General features: G+C 72.0%; 20 protein-coding genes. 9 read left to right on the forward strand and 11 right to left on the reverse strand.

The window, feature by feature from the left end; genetic code table 11:
• Positions 1 to 64: 64 nt before the first annotated feature.
• The gene (locus ACGF3J_RS08920; RefSeq protein ID WP_346346028.1) at positions 65 to 802 is read right to left on the reverse strand and encodes a myo-inositol degradation transcriptional regulator; all 738 of its coding nucleotides are present in this window, start codon (positions 800 to 802) and stop codon (positions 65 to 67) included.
• 129 nt (positions 803 to 931) lie between these two features.
• On the opposite strand from ACGF3J_RS08920, the gene ACGF3J_RS08925 reads away from it, so the two are divergent.
• Positions 932 to 1,954, forward strand: coding sequence for a Gfo/Idh/MocA family oxidoreductase (locus ACGF3J_RS08925; protein WP_393853728.1), 1,023 nt, complete (start codon positions 932 to 934; stop codon positions 1,952 to 1,954).
• A 34-nt stretch (positions 1,955 to 1,988) separates the two neighbouring features.
• On the opposite strand, the gene ACGF3J_RS08930 is transcribed toward ACGF3J_RS08925, so the two are convergent.
• Both ACGF3J_RS08930 and ACGF3J_RS08935 read right to left on the reverse strand, forming a co-directional pair.
• Positions 1,989 to 2,669: a response regulator gene (locus tag ACGF3J_RS08930; RefSeq protein WP_393853729.1), complete on the reverse strand. Its 681-nt coding sequence runs from the start codon at positions 2,667 to 2,669 to the stop codon at positions 1,989 to 1,991.
• Between the two features lie 76 nt (positions 2,670 to 2,745).
• A complete protein-coding gene (locus tag ACGF3J_RS08935) occupies positions 2,746 to 4,023 on the reverse strand; it encodes a sensor histidine kinase (RefSeq protein ID WP_393853730.1) in 1,278 nt (425 codons plus the stop codon).
• Positions 4,024 to 4,193: 170 nt separating this feature from the next.
• Here ACGF3J_RS08935 and ACGF3J_RS08940 point away from each other — a divergent pair, with 170 nt between their 5' ends.
• The gene (locus tag ACGF3J_RS08940; protein WP_393853731.1) at positions 4,194 to 4,394 is read left to right on the forward strand and encodes a hypothetical protein; all 201 of its coding nucleotides are present in this window, start codon (positions 4,194 to 4,196) and stop codon (positions 4,392 to 4,394) included.
• A gap of 27 nt (positions 4,395 to 4,421) precedes the next feature.
• On the opposite strand, the gene ACGF3J_RS08945 is transcribed toward ACGF3J_RS08940, so the two are convergent.
• On the reverse strand, positions 4,422 to 4,817 hold the full coding sequence (locus ACGF3J_RS08945; protein WP_161326367.1) for a ribonuclease domain-containing protein: 396 nt from the start codon (positions 4,815 to 4,817) through the stop codon (positions 4,422 to 4,424).
• Positions 4,818 to 4,993: 176 nt separating this feature from the next.
• Here ACGF3J_RS08945 and ACGF3J_RS08950 point away from each other — a divergent pair, with 176 nt between their 5' ends.
• On the forward strand, positions 4,994 to 5,764 hold the full coding sequence (locus ACGF3J_RS08950) for an SDR family oxidoreductase (protein ID WP_161326368.1): 771 nt from the start codon (positions 4,994 to 4,996) through the stop codon (positions 5,762 to 5,764).
• 156 nt (positions 5,765 to 5,920) lie between these two features.
• Here the strand turns inward: ACGF3J_RS08950 and ACGF3J_RS08955 are convergent, their stop codons facing one another.
• A complete protein-coding gene (locus ACGF3J_RS08955) occupies positions 5,921 to 6,898 on the reverse strand; it encodes an urea transporter (RefSeq protein ID WP_161326369.1) in 978 nt (325 codons plus the stop codon).
• A 219-nt stretch (positions 6,899 to 7,117) separates the two neighbouring features.
• Between ACGF3J_RS08955 and ACGF3J_RS08960 the strand changes: the two genes are divergently transcribed.
• The gene (locus tag ACGF3J_RS08960) at positions 7,118 to 7,588 is read left to right on the forward strand and encodes a hemerythrin domain-containing protein (RefSeq protein WP_393853732.1); all 471 of its coding nucleotides are present in this window, start codon (positions 7,118 to 7,120) and stop codon (positions 7,586 to 7,588) included.
• A gap of 106 nt (positions 7,589 to 7,694) precedes the next feature.
• On the opposite strand, the gene alc is transcribed toward ACGF3J_RS08960, so the two are convergent.
• Positions 7,695 to 8,825: an allantoicase gene (alc, locus tag ACGF3J_RS08965; RefSeq protein WP_386930348.1), complete on the reverse strand. Its 1,131-nt coding sequence runs from the start codon at positions 8,823 to 8,825 to the stop codon at positions 7,695 to 7,697.
• Between the two features lie 62 nt (positions 8,826 to 8,887).
• Positions 8,888 to 10,225 carry an allantoinase AllB gene (allB, locus tag ACGF3J_RS08970; RefSeq protein WP_161326372.1) on the reverse strand — a complete coding sequence of 446 codons (1,338 nt, stop codon included), beginning with the start codon at positions 10,223 to 10,225 and terminating at the stop codon, positions 8,888 to 8,890.
• A 237-nt stretch (positions 10,226 to 10,462) separates the two neighbouring features.
• Here allB and allR point away from each other — a divergent pair, with 237 nt between their 5' ends.
• Positions 10,463 to 11,266, forward strand: a complete 804-nt coding sequence (gene allR / locus ACGF3J_RS08975; RefSeq protein ID WP_161326373.1) for an allantoin degradation transcriptional regulator AllR — start codon at positions 10,463 to 10,465, stop codon at positions 11,264 to 11,266.
• 66 nt (positions 11,267 to 11,332) lie between these two features.
• Here the strand turns inward: allR and ACGF3J_RS08980 are convergent, their stop codons facing one another.
• Positions 11,333 to 11,650, reverse strand: coding sequence for a DUF5955 family protein (locus ACGF3J_RS08980; protein WP_393853733.1), 318 nt, complete (start codon positions 11,648 to 11,650; stop codon positions 11,333 to 11,335).
• Positions 11,651 to 11,792: 142 nt separating this feature from the next.
• Between ACGF3J_RS08980 and ACGF3J_RS08985 the strand changes: the two genes are divergently transcribed.
• Together ACGF3J_RS08985 and aceB are read left to right on the forward strand one after the other, a co-directional pair.
• Positions 11,793 to 12,392, forward strand: a complete 600-nt coding sequence (locus ACGF3J_RS08985) for an NTP transferase domain-containing protein (RefSeq protein ID WP_393853734.1) — start codon at positions 11,793 to 11,795, stop codon at positions 12,390 to 12,392.
• A 183-nt stretch (positions 12,393 to 12,575) separates the two neighbouring features.
• Positions 12,576 to 14,198 (forward strand): malate synthase A, encoded by a 1,623-nt coding sequence (aceB, locus tag ACGF3J_RS08990; RefSeq protein WP_161326376.1) that lies wholly within the window; start codon positions 12,576 to 12,578, stop codon positions 14,196 to 14,198.
• 64 nt (positions 14,199 to 14,262) lie between these two features.
• On the opposite strand, the gene ACGF3J_RS08995 is transcribed toward aceB, so the two are convergent.
• Entirely contained in the window at positions 14,263 to 15,192 is a 930-nt protein-coding gene (locus ACGF3J_RS08995; RefSeq protein WP_161326377.1) for a HipA family kinase, read from the reverse strand.
• A 260-nt stretch (positions 15,193 to 15,452) separates the two neighbouring features.
• On the opposite strand from ACGF3J_RS08995, the gene ACGF3J_RS09000 reads away from it, so the two are divergent.
• Positions 15,453 to 15,866 (forward strand): MerR family transcriptional regulator, encoded by a 414-nt coding sequence (locus tag ACGF3J_RS09000; protein WP_393853735.1) that lies wholly within the window; start codon positions 15,453 to 15,455, stop codon positions 15,864 to 15,866.
• 50 nt (positions 15,867 to 15,916) lie between these two features.
• Complete coding sequence (locus tag ACGF3J_RS09005) at positions 15,917 to 16,930, forward strand: NAD-dependent epimerase/dehydratase family protein (RefSeq protein WP_393853736.1); 1,014 nt, start codon at positions 15,917 to 15,919, stop codon at positions 16,928 to 16,930.
• Positions 16,931 to 17,019: 89 nt separating this feature from the next.
• Here ACGF3J_RS09005 and ACGF3J_RS09010 read toward each other — a convergent pair whose 3' ends face one another.
• Entirely contained in the window at positions 17,020 to 17,862 is an 843-nt protein-coding gene (locus tag ACGF3J_RS09010) for a hypothetical protein (RefSeq protein ID WP_393853737.1), read from the reverse strand.
• A 179-nt stretch (positions 17,863 to 18,041) separates the two neighbouring features.
• Entirely contained in the window at positions 18,042 to 19,574 is a 1,533-nt protein-coding gene (locus tag ACGF3J_RS09015; RefSeq protein WP_393853738.1) for a hypothetical protein, read from the reverse strand.
• Positions 19,575 to 20,079 lie beyond the last annotated feature (505 nt).

Here is a 20,079-nt window from a genome sequence, read left to right on the forward strand (position 1 = left end):
ATTGCGACGAACCCGCGCGGCGAGCGGCGGCCGGAGGGAGCGGCTCAGGGCCGTACGGAAGGGCTCAGGGCCGTACCAGGAGCTGGAACTCGAAGGAGTACCGGGAGGGGCGGTAGGTGTGCGTGCCGAACTCGACCGCGCGTCCCGTGTCGTCGAACGTGGTGCGTTCCATCGTGAGCAGGGGGGCTCCCTCGTCCTCGCCGAGCCGTTCGGCCTCGTCGGCGGTGGCGGCGCGGGCGCCGATGGACTGGCGGGCGCTGTGCAGGGTGATCCCGGCGGTGCGCATCAGCCGGTACAGGCCGGTGGCCTCCAGCCGGCCGGTGTCGAGGTCGAGGAGACCGGAGGGCAGGTAGTTGCACAGGTACGCCATCGGCTCCCCGTGGGTCAGCCGCAGCCGCTCGATGCGGTGCACGTCGGTTCCCTCGGTCACGCCGAGTACGGCGGCGGTCTCCGCGGTCGCCGGGACGACCGTGTTGACCAGGACTTTCGTGGCGGGGCGCTGGCCCGCCGCCTCCAGGTCGTCGTAGAGGCTGCTGAGTTCCAGCGGGCGCCTGACCTTGCTGTGCACGACCTGGGTGCCGACGCCCCGGCGGCGCACCAGCAGGCCCTTGTCGACGAGCGACTGGATGGCCTGGCGGACGGTGGGCCGGGACAGACCGAGCCGCGCGGCCAGCTCGATCTCGTTGCCCAGCAGACTGCCCGGGGTCAGCGCGCCGTGCTCGATCGCCGCCTCCAGCTGCTGCGACAGCTGGAAGTACAGCGGCACGGGGCTGCTGCGATCCACGCTGAGGTCCAGGGACACGGTGGGGTCCACTTCTGGTTTCGGCACGGCCCGAGCGTAGCTCCGTGCGCAGATGACGGGAAGTTGTGTAGTTCGATTGTCCGGACATACGCATTGACAGGGTGCGGGCTGTGAGCCCACTTTGATTCCATGCGCATCGGGGTCATCGGAACGGGCCGTATCGGCACCGTTCACGCCAACACGCTCAGCCGCCACCGCGACGTGGGATCCCTGATCCTCACGGACGCCGACCTCGCACGGGCCCAGGATCTGGCTCACCGGCTGGGGGAGACGGCGGCACCCGGAGTGGACGAGATCTTCCGGTGGGGCGTGGACGCCGTGGTGATCACCACGGCGACACCGGCCCACGCCGAACTGATCGGTCGGGCAGCACGCTCGGGGCTGCCGGTGTTCTGCGAGAAGCCGATCGCGCTGGATCTGACCGGCACGTTACAGGCGATCGCCGAGGTGGAGGCGGCCGGGACGGTGCTCCAGATGGGGTTCCAGCGCCGCTTCGACGCCGGGTACAAGGGGGCCCGGGAGGCGGTACGGGCCGGGCGGCTGGGACGGCTGCACACCGTGCGGGCGGTGACGAGCGACCAGGCCCCGCCGCCGGCCGAGTACCTGCCGCAGTCCGGCGGGCTCTACCGGGACACGCTCATCCACGACTTCGACGTGCTTCGCTGGGTGACCGGGCGGGAGGTCACCGACGTCTACGCCGCCGGGTCGGACGCCGGGCCGCCGATGTTCCGCGCGGCGGACGACGTGGACACCGGCGCCGCGCTGCTCACGCTGGACGACGGGACGCTGGCCACGCTGACGGCGACGCGGCTGAACGGGGCGGGGTACGACGTCCGCATGGAGCTGGCCGGGGAGCTGGACCAGATCGTCGTCGGTCTGGACGACCGTACGCCGATCGCGTCCACCGAGCCGACCGGTCCCCCGGCCGCGGACAAGCCGTGGACGGGCTTCGTGGAACGGTTCGGGCCCGCCTACGAGGCCGAGCTGGCCACCTTCGTGGAAGTCGTGCGGGGCGAGCGGGCCAACCCGTGCGACGGCCGCGAGGCGCTGCAGGCGCTGCGGATCGCCGAGGCCTGCGACGTCTCCCGCCGCGAGCGCAGGCCCGTGCGGCTGGGCGAGGTCCCCGGGGGCGCGGCGGCCGCGGCGGGTTGAGCGGACACGTCCCGGCCCCCGCTCCCCCGGTCCCCTACCCGCCGTCCTCCTGGTAACCCTCCAGCAGGCCCGCGTCGTGGGCCAGGAGTGCGATCTGGACCCGGTTGCCGAGGTCCAGCTTGGCCAGGATGCGGGAGACGTGGGTCTTGACGGTGGCGACGCTCATGAACAGCTCCGTCGCGATGGCGGCGTTGGCGAGCCCCCGGCCGACCGCGACGGCGACCTCGCGTTCGCGGTCGTTGAGGGTGTCGAGGCGGGCACGCGCGCGGGTGCGGCGCGTGTCGGCGGCGCCCGCGGCCACCTGGTCCATCAGCCGGCGGGTCACGGCGGGCGACAGGACGGGATCACCGGCCGCGACCCTGCGCACGGCGTCCAGGATCTCCGCGGGCGGGGTGTCCTTGAGGACGAACCCGGCGGCGCCCGCGCGCAGCGCCCGCAGCACCTGCTCGTCGGCGTGGAAGGTGGTGAGCACGATGATCTGCGGGGCCTCCGCGCGGCCGCGCAGCCGCTCCGTCGCCGCCAGGCCGTCGACCACCGGCATCCGGATGTCCATGAGGACGACGTCCGGACGGGTGCGGTCGACGAGCGCCTCGACCTCGTCGCCGTCGGCGGCCTCACCGACGATCTCGACGTCGTCGGCGCCGCCCAGCATCAAGGACAGCCCCGCCCGCACCAGCGGGTCGTCATCGACGATGAGCAGTCTGATCGCAGTCATGGGCCATACGTAATCACGGTTGCCGACAGCCGAGTTCGCCCTGTGGACAGAGCCCGTCCGGCCGCCGGTCCCGGGCTCATCCCCATGGCAGCCACGCCCGCACCTCGAAACCCCCGTCGGGCGTGGCGCCGTGCACCAGGGTGCCGCCCGCGAGCGCGGCCCGCTCGGTCAGTCCGATCAGCCCCTGTCCGGATCCGGGCACATGGGGCACCTCGCCGTCGGTCGGGGCGTTGCGCACCGACATCGCGAGTCCGTCGCCCGGGGCTCCGCCGACCGAGACCGTGACCTCGGTGCCGGGGGCGTGCTTGCGGGCGTTGGTCAATGCCTCCTGGGCGATGCGGTATGCGGTGCGGCCGACGGAGGCGGGAACCTCGGCGGGGTCGGCGACGCGACCCGCGAGAGTGACCTTCATGCCGGCCTCCCGGGACTCGGTGACCAGTGCGTCGAGTGCCGCGAGCGTCGGCTGGGGGCGGCCCCCGGCGTCGTCGGACTCCGCCGAGCGGAGCACGCCGATGATCTCCCGCAGGTCCTGGAGCGCCTCGTGCGCGCTCTCCCGGATGACGCCGGCCGCGCGCACCACCTCCTCCCGGGGCGCGTCGGGGCGGAACTCCAGGGCGCCCGCGTGCACGCTGAGCAGCGTCAGCCGGTGCGCGAGGACGTCGTGCATCTCGCGGGCGATGGCCTCCCGCGCGAGCCGCTGGGCCTGCTCCGCCCGCAGCCGCGCCTCGGTCTCGGCGCGCTGGGCGCGGTCGCGGAGGCTGAGCATGAGCTGCCGCTTGGAGCGGGCGAGCAGCCCCCAGCCGACCACCGCGGCGGTGAGCAGGGTGCCGAGGACGAGGACGACGAGGTAGGGCAGATCGGGGTCGGGGCGCAGCCAGTAGTAGAGGGGCTGGAGCGCGATCTGGGCGCCCGCCACCCAGGCCACGTACCGGAAGGGCCGGTGCACGGCCACGGTGAACAGGGCGACCATGGTGGCCCCACCCGACGTGACCGAGACGAAGCCGAGGGGCAGCATGGCGACGGCCAGCCCGACCGGCCACCGGCGTCGGAGCCAGACGGCCGCGCAGGCGAGGGCGCCGATCAGCTGGTCGGCGATCTCCATGCCGTGCGAGAGGTTCGGCTCGTTCTTCAGCCCGTCCGCGGCGAGGAGACCGACCACGACGGCGATCAGGAAGCAGGTGAAGTCGACCATCCAGTCACGGGCGGTGCGCCGGGGCCGCCGGGACCACCGCCCCAGGGACTCGGGATCCGGGCTGGGGTCGAGTTGTTCGATCAGCGCCGACGGCAGCAGCCAGCGGCGTCCTGGGAACGCCGGGGTGATCCGATCGGGCCTGTCTTTGCTCACAGTCGACAAATCTACGCAGGGCTCGCCACGACCACGATCCCTCGCGCGGGATCACCGACCGAAGTCGCGGGACCTCAGACTTTCGACGCGCGGGACGACGGAGAAGGGGGCCTTCGGTCGGGGAGATCTCGCCCCGCGGCCGATGTGGGTGGGGGGTCCGCGGGGCGAGAGTCGGTGACATGAAGGAGTTGCTGGAGTTCCTGGGACTGCTCGCCGTTGTCCAGGGCGTGTTGGGACTGGTGCACGAGTTCACCGACTGGCATTGGGGCCTGGTGCAGCGGATCGGCTTCCTCGACGGCGCCGAGCTCTACGTGAGCGTGGCACTGCTCGTGCTCGGCGGCGCGCTGTTCGCGGCCGCCGAGAGCCGGAAGCCCGGCTGAGCACTCGACCCGCCCGGGACCGGCGGTTCAGCAGCCGTGGTCGACGAGGTCGAACGACGCGTAGTGGTCGGCGGTGTAGTAGTCCTCCTGGTTCGACTCACCGGTGACGATGCGCCGGGCGCCTCGCGTGTCGGAGCCCGGGGTGATCACCGTGTACTCGTGGTAGTAGCCGGTGGACTGTCCGGGCAGGATGCCCTCCCGGTTCTGGAAGACGGTCCCGTCCTGCTCGAACGGGTAGGGGCCGCCCTGCTCGATCAGGTCCAGGGTGTCGTGCGCCTGGGCGGGCAGGGCGCTGTAGCAGATGTCGCCGACCGCCGCCGGGGCGGCGCCGGCGGTGGTCGCGGAGACGGTGCCGCCCACGAGGAGGGCGGACAGGACTGCGGTTGCCGCGCCGAGCCGGGCGACGTGTGGGGGGAATCGCATGGATTCATGATGACGCGCGTAGACAGTGGCATGTCAATGACAAGACCGTGGAGTTTCCCTGGACGTCATATGTGTTTTCGGCGAGTTCACAAACCGCGCGAGCGGTGCTCCGGCCGCCGGGATTCGACGTCCGTTCTCCGCCAGCACGGGAGCGTGCCGCCCGCTGGGATGGACCCATGAACACGAACCCGAACACGCTCACCCACCCCGCCGCTCCCCTGCTCGGCCGGACCGCCCTCGTCACCGGAGGCAGCCGCGGCATCGGTGCGGCCGTCGCCCTGCGGCTGGCCCGGGAGGGCGCCGATGTGGCGCTGACCTATGTGAACGGCAAGGACGCGGCGGCGGACGTCGTACGCGCCGTGGAGGCCCTGGGACGCCGGGCGGTGGCCCTGCGGGCGGACTCCGCCGACCCGGACGAGGCGGCGGGGGCGGTGGAGCGGGCGGCGCTCGCGCTCGGGGGCGCCCCCGACGTGCTGGTCAACAACGCGGGTCTGGGACTGCTGGGCCCGGTGGAGACCATCACGCCCGCCGACGTGGACCGGCTGCTCGCGGTCAACGTCCGGGGCGTCTTCCTGACCTCCCGGGCGGCCGCCGCCCGCATGACCGAAGGGGGACGGATCATCACGGTCGGCAGCTGCATGACCCAGCGCGTGCCCGGCCCCGGCGGCACCCTGTACGCGATGAGCAAGTCGGCGCTGATCGGCCTGACCAAGGCGCTGGCCCGGGAGTTGGGACCGCGCGGGATCACGGCGAACATCGTCCACCCGGGGCCGGTCGACACCGACATGAACCCGGCCGGCGGTCCCTTCGCCGAGGGGCAGGCGGCACTCACGGCTCTGGGCCGCTTCGGCACGGCCGACGAGGTGGCGTCGACGGTCGCGCATCTTGCGCAGGCCACCTACGTCACGGGCGCGGAGTTCGCCGTGGACGGCGGCCACGCGGCGTAGGACCGGTCGCCGACGAGCGGCGTCCGAGCCGTCGGGACCCGCTCGTGACGAAGACCTCCGGTGTGGTCGAGCCGTGCGGGAACGCACCGCACGGAGGTCTTCACGCCCGCGGTGGCGGTGCCCCGAAGGAACGGCCGGGCCGCGGGGCCCTAGGGATCACCTCGGCCCTCCGGCTGCCGAGGGACGACTCGGCCGCACCGCGAGCGCGCCCGGCTCCCTGCCGGTCAGCCGCGGGAAGGAGTGGGCGGCGGCCAGGAACCCGAGCGTCGTCAGGACGAACGGCCACGTGAAGACGTGCCCGCCGGAAGGTGCGAGCAGCGCGGCGACGGCCGGGGTCAGCGCCGTCGTGGTGGCGGCGCCGAAGAGGGCGTACAGCAGTGTCGCCGGCGCTGCCGGCAGGAACACCCCGCACAGCGCGAGCGCGACCAGCACCGCGTTGTACCCCATGGTGCCGTCCGCGATCCGCTCGGCCGGCACCCCGAGCGCCCACGCCGTCCCGATGCCCGTCAGGCTGCCCGCGCAGGCGACCAGTCCGGCCGCCCTGCTCGCCAGGAAGACGCCCGCGAGCAGCAACGCCCCCACGTGCCACAGCTCCAGGAAGAAGATCTGGGAGACGTTGTGGAGGAACGCCCGCAGCACGTCGCCCACGTCCGGGGCGCCGCACCCCGAGGCCGCGCCGGGCAGCGCGGCGAGGCTCGTCTCGTGCGGCCACACCCGCCGGAACGCAGGGGCGGCGACGGTCAGGAATCCCGCCACGAGGCAGTACGGCAGGGTCAGCGGCGGCAGGTTCCAGACACTCAGCACACGCTCCACCGCCGCCGTGCCGACGGTGACCACGACGCAGCCCGCGGCGGCGAGCAGTGCCGTCGCCGGCCGGCCCGGGTCGAGGAAGACGGACAGACAGAGGGCGAGCAGGGCGGAGTTGAAGCTCTCGGTACCGGCCTCCCGCCGGTCGCGCGGTACGCCGAGACCGCGGGCGACGACGGCGCCCAGGGCGGCGCCACCCACCGCGTAGGCGGCATACCGCCAGTCGACCGCGCAGAGGGCCACGACGACGACGCCGCCCGTCCAGGGGTTCGCCTGGAACACCACCTGCCCCAGAGCGCGCAGTACGCGCGTGCAGAAGTTCGGCATGCGTGCCGGACGCCACCGGGCCCGTACCGACCGTCCCACGACCCGCCCCCGATACTTCCAAGACCCGATATTTTTCCGGAGATCGATATCCGGTGCCGGACGGACCGGGCGTGCGCTACGGTGTGCCGAGCGTCGCGTGCCGGTGGCAGACCGTGTCAGGCATGGAGGCGCCGTATCGAAGGAGGCCGACGATGCGCTCGTCGTACCCTTCGTCCTCGCGTGACTGAGCGCGAGACGACCAGGCTGGTTGCCTGGAGCCAAGAACTCCGTCAGGTGCACCACCGGCTGCGGGAAGCGCTGGCCGTGACCCGCGCCGCTCTTGCCGACGGCACGCCCGGTGAGGCGGCCACCCGGGAACTGCTGCTGTACTGCCACGGCTTCTGTACGGCCCTCGACGGCCACCACCGGGGCGAGGACCGCACGCTCTTCCCCGCCATCGCGGCCGCGCACCCCGAACTGCAGCCGGTGCTGCGCGCGTTGGAGCAGGACCACTCGATGATCGCCCACCTGCTGGGCGGCCTCCAGACCGCGGTCGCCCGAGCCGCTCCGCCCGAAGAGCTCGACCAGCACCTCGAGGGCATCGCCGCGATCACGGAGAGCCACTTCCGCTACGAGGAGCGGCAGTTGCTCACCGTGCTCGAGACCCTGGAGCTGGCAGCCGAGCCCGGGGAGGTACTGGGTCCGATCTGACGTCGCGTCATGCGTGGGTCCGCCGGGCACGGTGTCGCGGATGCGCACGCGCGGGGCGCCCGGTGCTGTCCGGCCGGGCGCCCCGCGCGTGGGTGTGGAGGCGGGGTCAGCCGCCCAGTTCCTGGTGGCGGGCGGCCAGGTGGGCCGCGCCGTCCTCGGTGAGGGAGCCGAACAGGCGCAGGCGGGAGATGCCGCCGTCGGGGAAGATGTCCACGCGCGCGTGCGTGCCGACGGCCGGCTCCGGCAGGACGAAGCGGTGGTTGGTGTCGGGCTGGAGGCGGGTGCGGGGCAGGATCTCGCGCCACTGACCGCTCTCGCCGTCCCGCACCGACACCGAGGCCCAGCCGGCCGAGTTGCCCTTCAGGTAGGCCGTGTCGATCTCGATCGCGCGGATCTGGGAACGGTCCACCAGCCGGTAGCGGATCCAGTCGTTGCCCTGGTCGCGGCGGCGGCGGGTCTCCCAGCCGTCGTCCATCTTGCGGGAGCGGCCCGGCTGGATGGTGTTGGTGGCCGGCGAGTAGAAGAGGTTGGAGGCGTCCTCGGCCTGTCCGCCGTTCTCCAGGGCGACCACGTCGAAGGTGCCGAGGGCGGTGAGCCAGGCCGGGTCGGGCAGCACCTCGCCGTACACCCGCAGACGGGCGATGCCGCCGTCGGGGTGCTGCTTGAGGCGCAGGTGGGTGAAGCGCTGCTCGGCCGAGACGGCGAAGCCGTTGGCGGCGTGGCCGCCGACGGCGGTGCGCGGGACGAGGGTCGTCCACTTGACGTCACCCGCGAGCAGTTCCTCCGCCGACGGGGAGCCCTCGACGGTCGCGCCCTCGACGGAGACCGCCTGCGGGTAGTTGCCCCGGAAGTGGGCGGTGTCGACGACGATGCCGCGGATCACGCCGGGGGCGCCGAGCCGGACCAGCGCCCAGTCGTGGTCGTCCTCGGTGGGCCAGGGGTGCTCGGCGGAGGCACCGCGCCGCCGGCGGGTCTCCCAGCCGTCCATGACCTTGCCCTTGTGCCCGAAGTGCTCGGGGTCGAACTCGGCGGGCTCCGGCACCAGCAGGTTCTCGCGCTGGGCGAAGAACTCGTCGTTGGCGGCGACGACACCGGCGCCCAGTCGCCGGTCGGCGAGGTTCGCGAGATGGGTGAACGGGAGGTCGGCCGTGCGATAGTCCGCGTACGGGTCACCGCCTCCGTAGGGGTTCGCGTCGCCGGTGAAGCTGGCCAACTGGGAGTTCTGCTGGGCCGTCACGGTGATCAGGTGTTCCTCTCGGGGTCGTTCGGGGTGGTCTGGATTCAGGGGGTCCGGACGTCTCAGGTCCGGGTGAGGAGCTGTCCCTTCGGATCGGTGAACGCGCCGTCCGCCAGGACGCGCTCTCCGCGCAGCCAGGTGGACTTCACGACGCCGTACAGGGTCTTGCCCGCGTACGCGGTGACGCGGTTGCGGTGCTGGAGGGCGGCCGGGTCGACGGTGAACGTCTCGTCGGGGGCGAGGACGGCGAAGTCGGCGTCGTGACCGGCCGCGACGGCGCCCTTGCGCCCGTCGAGACCCACCTGGCGCGCCGTCTGCGCCGACATCCAGCGCACGATGTCCTCCAGGCCGAGACCGCGCTCGCGGGCCTTGGTCCACATCGCCGGCAGGCTCAGCTGGAGACCGGCGATGCCGCCCCAGGCGGTGGCGAAGTCGTCGGTCTTGAGGTCGGCGGTGGACGGCGAGTGGTCGGTGACGACGCAGTCGATGGTGCCGTCCACGAGGGCCTGCCACAGCAGGTCCTGGTTGGCGGCCTCGCGGATCGGCGGGCAGCACTTGAACTCGCTGGCACCGTCCGGCACTTCCTCGGCGGTGAGCGTGAGGTAGTGCGGGCAGGTCTCGACCGTCACCTGCACGCCGTCGGCGCGGGCCTGCGCGATCAGCGGCAGGGCGTCACTGGAGGAGAGGTGGAGGATGTGCACGCGGGCGTTGAACCGCTTGGCCTGCGCGAGCAGGGTCGCGATCGCGGTGTCCTCGGCGTCGCGCGGGCGGCTGGCGAGGAAGTGGCTGTACTTCGGACCGCCCTGCTGCGGGGCCGCGGCAAGGTGGTGCGGGTCCTCCGCGTGCACGATGAGCAGGCCGTCGAAGGCGGCGATCTCCGCCAGCGAACGGGCGAGCTGCTCCTGGTCGAGGTGCGGGAACTCGTCGACCCCGGACGGCGACAGGAACGCCTTGAAGCCGAACACGCCGGCCTCGTGCAGCGGGCGCAGGTCCTTGACGTTGTCGGGCAGGGCGCCACCCCAGAAGCCGACGTCGATGTGCGCCTTGGCGGCGGCGACCTCGCGCTTGACGCGCAGGTGGTCGACCGTCGTGGTCGGCGGGATGGAGTTCAGCGGCATGTCCACGAGGGTGGTGATGCCGCCGGCGGCGGCCGCGCGGGTGGCGGTCCAGAAGCCCTCCCACTCGGTGCGGCCCGGGTCGTTCACGTGCACGTGGGTGTCGACCAGCCCGGGGAGGACGACGTGGTCGCCGACGTCCTCGAGCCGGGCGCCCTCCGGGACGGGGGCGTCGTACGGGAGGACGGCCGTGATCGTCCCTCCGGCCACCGCGACCGACGCCGCCCGTGTCCCCTCGGGAGTGACGACGCGCGTCGAGCGCAGTACGAGTTCAGCCTGCGACACCCGAACCCCTCTCTTCCCTGCCAGGTGTTTCAACGTTCTGTTGAAGGAGTCTTCACTCCCCGCCGGACCCCGTCAAGAGGCACCCTTTGTGGAGGCATGCCCAGTACCCAACCCCTGGACGTTTCCACAAAGCGGAATTAGAATTCCAGCAAGCAGAACGTAGCTATGTACAAGCCGGTAGTCAACCGGCCGCCGGGTACGCTTCTTTCCTCCCGCCAGCCCCGAAAGGAACGTGCCGTGCCGACGTCCAACGCCAGCACCACCGACTCCGCCAGGTCCGCCACAGGCGGCGTCCAGTCCCTGGAGCGCGCCTTCGACCTGCTCGAACGGATGGCGGACGCGGGCGGCGAGGTCGGCCTGAGCGAGCTTTCGGCCAGCAGCGGCCTGCCGCTGCCGACCATTCACCGCCTGATGCGCACCCTCGTGGCCTGCGGATACGTCCGCCAGCAGCCCAACCGCCGGTACGCGCTCGGCCCGCGCCTGATCCGCCTCGGCGAGTCGGCCTCCCGGCTGCTCGGCACCTGGGCCCGCCCGCACCTGGCCCGCCTGGTCGAGGAGACCGGCGAGACGGCCAACATGGCCCTGCTCGACGGCGACGAGATCGTGTACGTCGCCCAGGTGCCGTCCAAGCACTCGATGCGCATGTTCACCGAGGTCGGCCGGCGCGTCCTGCCGCACTCCACCGGCGTCGGCAAGGCGCTGCTCGCGGACTTCCCGGCGGAGGAGGTGCGCGCCCTGCTGGGCCGCACCGGGATGCCGGCCGCGACCGACAAGACGATCACCACGCCGGACGGGTTCATCGCGGCGCTGGCGGACGTGCGCCGCCAGGGCTACGCGATCGACGACAACGAGCAGGAGATCGGCGTGCGCTGCCTGGCCGTCTCCGTGCCGGACTCCCCCACCGCCGCCGCCATCTCGATCTCCGGCCCGGCGGGCCGCGTCACCGAGGCCGCGACCGACCGGATCGTGCCCCTGCTCCAGCAGGTGGCGGCGGAACTGTCGGAGGCACTGCTGACGTCGAACGGCAACCCGGCGGCCTGAGCCGGGCCCGACCGGCCCCGGGCCGTGTCCGCGAAGCCCCGCCCACGGCCCCCCTGGCTGCGCGGCCTAGCCGCGCGGCGGTGGATCCCCGAAGAGTTCCACGGCGTGCCGGAGCTCCGTCAGCCCCGGCGACAGGGCGCTGACGGAGCCGATCGCGGCCGCTATCAGCAGCAGGGAGCGGCGCAGCCGCGGCGCCTCGGGAACCCCGTGCCCCGCCATCGCCGCGAGGTCGGCCAGCTCGTCCTCGGCGATCACCCGGTCGGGGAAGTCGGCGGGCAGCAGAGCGAGTCGGCGACGCAACCGGGACACCGCCGCCCTCAGCTCCGCCACCCTCACATCCTCGTCGCCGACGGTCACTCGCCTCTGCCCCAAGCTCCGCAACACAGCCCTCCCCCTCGAACCCCGTGGTGCGCGGGCCAGTAAACGCCACGCCGCACGGCACACGCCACCACGCGGACCGAATTTCAGTCTTCGTCAACCCCGCACACGCCCGGACGTTTGGCGGGCCGTCGGGTAAGCAGGAGCCATGACGGATGACGAAGACCAGGTAGCGGGGCTGCTGCTGGCCGCCGGGGGCGGCCGGCGGCTCGGCGGGCGCCCCAAGGCACTGCTCGAGCACCGCGGACACCCACTCGTCGAACACGCGGTCGCCGTACTGCGCGCGGCCGGCTGCACCCGCGTGCACGTCGTCCTCGGGGCGCGCGCGGCGGACGTACGCGACCGGGCGGCGCTCGAGGGGTGCGCCATCGTGGACAACCCCGACTGGGAGCAGGGCATGGGGTCCTCGCTGCGGACCGGGCTGGACTCGCTCACCGGGACGGGGGCGCGGGCGGCTCTGGTCTCCCTGGTGGACCAGCCCGGCATCGGCGCGGAGGCGATGGCCCGGGTCCGCGCCGGATACCGGGACGAGACGTCGCTCGTGTCGGCGGCGTACGCGGGGGTGCGCGGACACCCCGTCCTGCTCGGCGCCGCGCACTGGCCGGGGGTCGCGGCGACTGCCACCGGGGACCGGGGGGCACGCGCCTACCTGAGGGAACACGAGACCGAGATCGCGCTCGTGGAGTGTGCGGACGTGGCGCGGCCGTACGACATCGACACCGAGGACGACCTGGTCCACCTTGAGTGAAGGGCGTGGCACCGAGCGCCACCTTCCCTCGAACCGGAGAATCTCGACGTCAACAAACCTTGAAGTTCCACGATGAGGAAACTAGTATCCACTGCCCAGAAGCACTCGACCGCACAGCGAGTGCGTAATGCCCCATACGCGCCCTCTGGCACCCGGTGCCACCGCTGAAGGAAGTGACAGCTCATGTCCGCACCAGCGCCGTCCTCGCTGGCCATCGTCGACGCCGAGCCCCTGCCCCGGCAGGAAGAGGTCCTCACCGATGCGGCGCTCGCCTTCGTGGCCGAGCTGCACCGGCGGTTCACGCCCCGGCGTGACGAGCTCCTCGCCCGCCGTGCGGAGCGCCGCGCCGGGATCGCCCGCACCTCCACGCTCGACTTCCTCCCGGAGACCGCCGCCGTTCGCGCGGACGACTCCTGGAAGGTGGCCCCGGCCCCCGCCGCGCTGCAGGACCGCCGGGTCGAGATCACCGGCCCGACCGACCGCAAGATGACCATCAACGCGCTCAACTCGGGCGCGAAGGTCTGGCTCGCGGACTTCGAGGACGCCTCCGCGCCGACCTGGGAGAACGTCGTCGGCGGCCAGCTCAACCTCAAGGCCGCCTACCACCGCGCCATCGACTTCACCGACGAGCGCACCGGCAAGTCGTACGCCCTGCGCCCGGACGCGGAGCTGGCGACGGTCGTCATGCGCCCGCGCGGCTGGCACCTCGACGAGCGCCACCTCCAGGTCGACGGCCGTCCGGTGCCGGGCGCGCTGGTCGACTTCGGCCTGTACTTCTTCCACAACGCGCAGCGCCTGCTGGACCTCGGCAAGGGCCCGTACTTCTACCTGCCCAAGACGGAGTCGCACCTGGAGGCCCGCCTCTGGAACGAGGTGTTCGTCTTCGCGCAGGACTACGTCGGCATCCCGCAGGGCACCGTCCGCGCCACCGTCCTGATCGAGACGATCACGGCCGCGTACGAGATGGAGGAGATCCTCTACGAACTGCGCGACCACGCCTCGGGGCTGAACGCGGGCCGCTGGGACTACCTGTTCTCCATCGTGAAGAACTTCCGTGACGGCGGCGCCAAGTTCGTCCTCCCGGACCGCAACGCGGTCACGATGACCGCCCCGTTCATGCGCGCGTACACCGAACTCCTCGTGCGCACCTGCCACAAGCGCGGCGCGCACGCGATCGGCGGCATGGCGGCGTTCATCCCGTCCCGCCGGGACGCCGAGGTCAACAAGGTGGCCTTCGAGAAGGTCCGCGCCGACAAGGACCGCGAGGCCGGCGACGGCTTCGACGGCTCCTGGGTCGCCCACCCCGACCTGGTCCCGATCGCCATGGAGTCCTTCGACAAGGTCCTCGGCGACCGGCCCAACCAGAAGGACCGGCTGCGCGAGGACGTCGACGTCAAGGCGGCCGACCTGATCGCGATCGACTCCCTCGACGCCAAGCCGACGTACGCGGGCCTGGTCAACGCGGTGCAGGTCGGCATCCGCTACATCGAGGCCTGGCTGCGCGGTCTCGGCGCGGTCGCCATCTTCAACCTGATGGAGGACGCGGCCACCGCCGAGATCTCCCGCTCGCAGATCTGGCAGTGGATCAACGCGGAGGTCGTCCTCGACAACGGCGAGCAGGTCACCGCCGAGCTGGCCCGCAAGGTCGCCGCCGAGGAACTGGCGAACATCCGCGCGGAGATCGGCGACGAGGCCTTCGCGGCCGGCAACTGGCAGCAGGCCCACGACCTGCTCCTGACGGTCTCGCTCGACGAGGACTACGCCGACTTCCTGACGCTGCCGGCGTACGAGCAGCTCAAGGGCTGACGCCCGGCGTCCGTGACCGACCCGCGCCCCCGGTACCGCACGGCACCGGGGGCGCGGTCGTGTCTCAGTCCAGGTGGGCGGACCAGTCCCGTTCGGCGGCCGGCCTGCCGTGCAGGTCGGGGACGCGCTTGAGCCAGGCCGGGCGCCCCCGCTCGGTCCGGGCGGCGCGGGCGGCGTTCTCGGCGGCCAGCTCGTCGCGGCCCGGAAAGTCGGTGGGCAGCCACTTCCCGGACGCCCGCACGCGCGCGTGCAGGTAGCCGACGTAGGCGGAGCGCACCTCGTCCGGTGTGCCGAAGCCCGCCTCGGGGGTCAGCCAGGGGTCCGGTACCCGGCCCACCACGTCACGCAGCAGTTCCTCCGTCACCTTCGGGGCGAGTTCGGCGTCGGCGGCCCGGACGTCGGGCGCGTGGTGGCCGAGGGCGTGGTGGCGGAAGTCGTACGCCTTCTCCGGGGCGGAGGTGTCCCAGCGGTGGTGGAAGACGAGCGCGGCACCGTGGTCGATCAGCCACAGACGCGGGGGTGCGACACCGAGGGTCGGCCAGACCATCAGGTTGGAGCTGTGCACCGTGCGGTCCACGTTCACCGTGAGGGCGTCCAGCCAGACGATCCGTCCGGCCTCCCGCGCGTCCACGGGGAACGCTTCGGCCAGCTCGGGCGTGAGGTCGGCGCCGCCCGAGAGGTAGTCCATGCCGAGGTTGAGTCCGGCGCTGGCGTCGAGCAGGTCGCGCACCTCCTGGTGCGGTTCGTGCTCGGCGATCGCCGGGTCGAAGTGCGCGAGGACGAGTTCGGGCACCCGGAGGCCCAGCTCCCGGGCCAGTTCACCGACGATCACCTCGGCGACCAGGGCCTTGTGGCCCTGCGCGGAGCCGGTGAACTTCAGGACGTAGGTGCCGAGGTCGTCGGCCTCGACGACACCGGGGACGGAGCCGCCGGATCGCAGGGGCTCGATGTAGCGGGTCACGGCGACATCTCGCAACGACTTCGAATATCTCATCGCCTACTGGCCTTGCATCCCTTGGTCGTCCACCTCCGGCATGAGGTGAGCATAGTAACCAGGCGCCACGGCGTCCCAGCACGCCGATGAGTGGAGCTGGGGGCCGGCTCGCGGCGCGAAGTCGTCCGGGTCGGTCAGGCGCCTTCGGTTGCGCCCAGGTCGCGGGCGAGCGAGCTTGACTTCAAGCGCTTGAAGTACCGGAGGCTGTGGGCATGGCAGGAGCGACCAGGGGACGAGGCGGGGATCTGACCATCCAGGAGATGGCGCGACGATCCGGCTTCAGCGAACCCACGCTGCGCTATTACGAGAAGATCGGCCTGCTGGGAGCCGTGGCCCGGGACGCGTCGAGCGGGCATCGCCGGTACGGCCCCGCGACCGTGGAGCGCGTCGAGGCGCTGTCGTGCCTGCGCTCGGCGGGGATGACCGTCAGCGGGATGCGCCGCTACCTGGACCTGCTGGCCCAGGGCGATGCCGCCGCCGCCGAGCAGCGGGAGCTGTTCTCCTCGCAGGCGCGGAAACTGGCCGCCGACATCGAACAACTGCAACTGCGCCTGACGTATCTGCGCCGGAAGGCCGACCTGTGGGACGCCCGCGTGCGCGGGGACCTGGGCGCCGAGCAGCAGGCGGTCGACGCCGTCGTACGCGTCATGGACCAATTCATGCTGAAGGACTGAACACATTGAGCACAGCGGATTCCACCGTCTCCTCGTCGCATCGGGGGACGGTGCTTGTCACGGGTGGCACCGGGTTCGTCGGCAGCCACTCGGTCGTCCGGCTGGTACGTGAGGGATACCGGACCCGGGTGACAGTACGGGAGCCCGGGCAGCGGGAGGGCGTGGTGGCCGCGCTCCGGCAGGCCGGGGTCGACCCGGCAGGTCGGCTCGAGTTCGCCGTCGCCGACCTCGCCGCCGACCGCGGCTGGCGGAGTGCCATGGAGGGGGTCGGCCACGTACTGCACCACGCGTCGCCCTTTCCGGCCACCCCGCCCGAGACGGAGGACGAGGTCGTCCTTCCCGCCCGCGACGGTGCGTTGCGCGTCATCTCCGCGGCCCGCGATGCGGGCGTCCCGCGCGTCGTGATGACGTCCTCGTACGCGGCGGTCGGTTACACCGTCAAGCCCGACAACCACTACTCGGAGGCCGACTGGACCGATCCGGGCACCGAGGGCCTGCCCGCCTATCACAAGTCGAAGGTGCTGGCCGAGCGTGCGGCCTGGGACTACGTCCGTGCCCGCGGGGACATCGAGCTGACCGTCATCAACCCCACCGGCATCTTCGGCCCCCAGCTGGGCGACCGGCCGTCCGCCTCCGTCGGCCTGGTCAAGCGCATGCTGGCCGGACAGATGCCCGTGGTGCCGATCATGTACTTCGGCGTCGTCGACGTGCGCGACGTCGTGGATCTGCACCTGCGTGCCATGGTGCACCCGAAGGCCGCGGGCGAGCGTTTCCTCGCGGTGGGCGGACCATCGGTGAGCCTGTTCGGCATGGCGCAGATCCTGCGCGAGCACTTTCCCGCGGCGGCCGACCTCCTGCCCGCCGTGGAACTCACGGTCGAGCAGGTGCGCGAAGCGGCGAAGACCACGCCTGCCCTGCGGGACGCCGCAGCCCTGCACGGCCGCGTCCCTGTGATCAGCAACGAGAAGGCCCGGTCGGTACTGGGCTGGGAGCCCCGCGACGTCCGCGAGACGATCGTGGCCACCGCGGACAGCCAGATCCGGCCGGGTCTCGACCTGCCCTGATCGGCGAGGGACGCGGGCTCCCTTCGCCCGGGCGCAGCTGCCTTCAGCTGCCTGGCGCAGGGGGCCGGCGACGGGAGCTTGGGCGTTGTCTACCCGACCATGAAGGAGGTGGTCGTACTGGCCCCGTACCGGCTCAACACGTCCTGTGCCGCGACCTCCAGTGTCTCGAACGTGCGGGACGGCGGGGTGAACGTGATGGTCGCCGAGGAACCGGAGACGTCTGTCCACGTGGCGTCGGTCCTGAATTTGTACCGGTAACCGATGACCGGGGAGTCTCCCTCCGCGGGGGCGAAGGTGAAGGTGCCCGGGACGCCCGCGCCGCCCCGGGCGGTGCAGTCGTTGGAGGTGCACTCGGTGTAGGGCCCGCCGTAGGTGATCCTGGGGGCCTGCGGGGCAGTCGGATCCACCGTGAAGTAGCAGAACGCGGTGGCGGCCGAGACCGTGTACTGGCTGCCCGCATAGGACCGGGTGGCGGCGTTCATACGGTAGAGGGTGTCCGGGGAGAGCGTCGTCGTGACGGTGGCGGTGACGACCGTGCCGTCATTCACGAAGCCCGTGGAGGGCGCCAGTGTGACTGTCACTGGTGTCCATGAGCCGTCCGCGTTTCGGCTGTCGACGGTGAAGTCGGCCCGCAGGTTCGCCGTTTGGGAGGTGTCGGACTGTCCGTGGACACGGGCGGTCAGCCGCGGCTCGGGGCTGCCGACGGTGCCCGCAGCGGATTCGTCCTCGGCGCAGCCGACGCCGCCGCCCCCTGCGATGCCCTGTTCGGTCGGCGTGGCGGGCGAGTTGGGCTCGTCCGCGTGCGCCATGCCGAGCGGCATCAGGGCCAGCACGCCTGCTGCCGCCAAGGCCCCCAAACGGCTCTTCAGTTGCCACCTGGGCACCACGGATTCGCGGTAGCCGTTGTTCATGTACATCCCCACCCTCGGCATCAACGCATGCGAGTGCGCAAGCGAACGTGTATACGAATTCACGGATCGTACGCACATTCGCCTGCAGGTGCCATGCAGTTAGGTCCCTCAAGTGCGAGCGGACGGCCATCGGATGAGGACCGGGCCGCTCGCCTCGGGGGGGTCCAGGCAGAAGGTGAGGAGCCTGTGGCGCCGCGTGGCTACCGAGGACCGCCGCGGGTCACCGGGCTCGGCGCCTCGACCGTGTCCACCACGAGCCAGTACTCCGAGAGGTAGTGCACCTCGTCACCCGCGTAGCCGAGCACGTACTGGACGTTGCCGGCCTCGCCCGGCAGAACGTCCTCCAGTACGAACGTCCCGTCCTCGGCGACCGGGAGCGGCGGCAGATCGGAGAACTCCGCACCGTTCAGCCGCTGCACCGTGATCCGCGGCGTCTCGGTGGGGGCCAGTCCGTCCAGGTCGAGCCGTCCGGTCACCCTGAACGGCTCACCGGCGACGGCCGGTCCGTGCGTCACGTCCACGATGCGCGACGCGGCCAGGGCCTCCCGCGTCTGGATGGTGTGCAGCCAGAACCTGGTGCCCTCGTGATCGGAGGTCACGACGAAGAGCTGCTCTCCGTCCCCAGAGAACTCCATGCCGCGCGGGACCACGCGGTGGCCGGCGGCCTCGTCCTCGAAGCGGATGCGCAGCGGCTGCCGCTCGACCGACGCATCGGCGAACGCCAACGTCAGGTCGGCCTCGTCGCCCGACGCCGCGCCGCCCTGGGCGAACCACTTGCCGTCGGGGCTGAAGGCGACCGCCGTGGGCGCCACGCCCTGGGGCAGCGGCGTGTACGGGTTGTCGAGGAAGCGGGCGTCCTGGCCGGTGAGCAGTACGGTGCCGCGGTCCCCGTCGGCCACCGCGAGGACGGAACCGTCCGCGGAGAAGTCGGCGTCCCGGAAGTCCATGCCCGTGCCCGTGCCGTCCTCGGCGAACCGTCGTTCGCCCAGGAACTCCAGCACATGGCCGTCCGCCCCGTCCGTCACCCGGTAGATGCCCAGGTCGGGGTCGTCGAGCGGAGAGGGGCGCTCAGGAGCGATCACCAGCAGGCCACCGGGTCCTCCCTCAAGATGGAGCGGGGCACCCGAGTAGAAGACCTCCCCGGCGCCGCCGCCGTCCGCTTGCCCGGCGACGCCGACACTGCCCAGCCCGTCGGCGCAGCCCCCGGGTGACACCGAAGGCCGGCTGGTGAAGAACAGCCGGCCGCCGGTGTGCACCAGCTCCCGCCCGCAGTCGTCGGCCGGTGCCGCGAACGGGTCGAGCGGGTCCAAAGACCCCCGGTCGTGCTGGAAGCTCGCGATGTGGTCCGACTGCCCGGCGTAGACCTTCGAGCCGTCCGGCTCCACCGCGACGCCGGACAGCGGGGCCGCGAGGTGGGCACTCGCGGTGGCCGGGCCGGTGCCTCCGTAGAGGACGCCCACCAGCTCCCCGTCCCGGGATCCGTCCGGGTAGACCCGGTCACCGGCCATCCATACGCGCCGGCTTGCCTCGTCCACCGCCATCTGTGTGAACGACGCGGCCGGCAGTTCCATGCCCGGCCCCGAGGGCACCACGGCCGTCGCGACGCCGTCCGGGCCGGCGGCCCCCGGGGCCGCGAACGCGGTACCGGGAGCCGCCGTCAGCACTGTCCCGGCCAGAGCGCCCGCGAGCAGTACTGCCGTCAGCCTGCTCCTTCTTCCTAACGTGTTGCCCAACGTTGATCCCACCCCTGATCCCACCCCTGATGTCGGCGCGCCACTGTTCACGCATGGCACGTGTCAGACACGAAACGTCACCAATGATCCAAGACAAATCATTAATTGTCACCGCTGTCTCACAGATGACGCGCGACTCGGCCGCACCGCGAGCGCGCCCGGCTCCCTGCCGGCCAGCCGCGGGAACGAGCGTGCGGCGGCCAGCACGGCAACGCGCCATCTTGGCCATCTCTACGGCCTGTTGATCCGGCTCGATCAAGGCGCGGCTGGGCAGGGAGAGAGAGCACAGGAACCGCGTGAGAGAGCATGAACAAGCTTGGGGCCCCCTCTGGAGGATGCGCCATCTCATGCGTGTCGACCTCGGGCTGCGGCCGATCGCGACGTCGTCTGGGCTTCGTCACTGCGGCGGGCGTGCGCACAAGTAGTCCTGCATGCCACCCGCGGCCGCTCCAACGCGCGCCTCATCCGGAGAGACGGGCCTGCACTTGGACTCCGTGCGCCGCTG

Origin of the sequence: Streptomyces sp. NPDC048171, from assembly GCF_043202655.1 — a bacterium.
Taxonomy (GTDB): Bacteria; Actinomycetota; Actinomycetes; order Streptomycetales; family Streptomycetaceae; genus Streptomyces.